Consider the following 1312-nt stretch of genomic DNA (forward strand, 5'->3'; position numbering starts at 1 on the left):
TAGCTTAACCTGCTACGGTTTCTCTCCCGGTGATGCAACTTGACGAATGACCATTTCGTCATTTGCCTTATTCCATATCTTATTTTCAAGGTGCATTCTGTTCATGCCGTTCATCACGGCGACAAGTAGTAATATAGCATGGCTCCAAAATATTTGCAACCCCTTTTTTTATTTTTTTATTGCCCGAAGAAAAATATATTGTTATTCACAAATAAAAATTTCACTTAATGATATGAAAAAGCTTGAAAAACAGGCTGTTCAAACAATCTGCCCGCCGCTTTTAAAGCAAACCGCAACAAAGAGGGAGGGTATTCTTCACCCTCCCTGTTGAACCCCGGTTGCTTTTCAAAGATCAGGGATTTGCCAGTCAATTTCCCTGAAACCATGCTCACGTAAAAATTGATTTGCTTTGGAAAACGGACGACTGCCGAAAAATCCTTTTTTCGCGGCAAGCGGGCTTGGGTGTGCAGATTCAAAAACGCCGTGCCACGGGTTGGTGATCAAGGAACCTTTTTCTTGAGCATGGCGCCCCCATAACAAGAATACAACCGGATCCCGGCGCTCATTTAATCTCCGGATCACCTCATCGGTGAAAGTCTCCCAGCCCTTGTTCTTATGCGAATTCGGTTTGCTTTCCCTTACCGTTAAGACGGAATTTAACAAAAGTACCCCTTGTTTTGCCCACTTCTCCAAATATCCGTGGTTGGGAATTTCACACCCCAAATCCGCTTTCAGTTCCTTAAAAATATTTTTCAGGGAAGGCGGTTGTTTGACTCCCGGTTTAACGGAAAAACTGAGTCCATGTGCCTGTCCCTCTCCATGGTATGGATCCTGTCCGATAATGACGACTTTCGTTTCTGCAAATGGCGTCAACCGAAGGGCTGAAAAGATTTCATCTTTTCGCGGATATACAACTTGCGTAGCATATTCCTCTTCCACAAACTCCCACAACTTAACAAAGTACGGCTTGGAAAATTCATCTTTCAACACTTCAGCCCAGTCATTTTGAATGAATTCCATAATTGAGGAAATATCTCTCCCATTTTTTATTTTTCGGATATGTTTTAGTAAGCCACACTTATTTCCGATTGTAAAGGTACTTTTTACAAAAGAAAAAGACCCCTTTGCAAAAAAAAAAGGAGTCTTGCCGTATTCCCTGAAAACTAAAGAGTGAGTAAGGCATGACCTGAGAAGTATCGGTTCATTTGCTCTGTGAAGAGCTCCTTAGAAAGGAGGTGATCCATCCCCACCTTCCGGTAGGGATACCTTGTTACGACTTCACCCCAATCATCTGCCCCACCTTCGGCGGCTG

At 43.0% G+C, this 1312-nt stretch carries 1 protein-coding gene and 1 rRNA gene; both read right to left on the reverse strand.

The annotated features are described in order from the left end of the window. Positions 1–345: 345 nt before the first annotated feature. The gene (locus tag I8U18_RS17540) at positions 346–1020 is read right to left on the reverse strand and encodes a uracil-DNA glycosylase (RefSeq protein ID WP_033102457.1); all 675 of its coding nucleotides are present in this window, start codon (positions 1018–1020) and stop codon (positions 346–348) included. Positions 1021–1228: 208 nt separating this feature from the next. Further along, positions 1229–1312 (reverse strand): 16S ribosomal RNA (locus tag I8U18_RS17545); the annotation flags it as partial.

Source organism: Thermoactinomyces sp. CICC 10522 (genome assembly GCF_016055075.1).
Classification (GTDB): Bacteria; Bacillota; Bacilli; order Thermoactinomycetales; family Thermoactinomycetaceae; genus Thermoactinomyces_A; species Thermoactinomyces_A daqus.

Excerpts from the sequence above, each read along its gene's own strand:
- I8U18_RS17540 (WP_033102457.1), bottom strand. The coding sequence starts at position 1,020 with ATGGAATTCATTCAAAATGACTGGGCTGAAGTGTTGAAAGATGAATTT.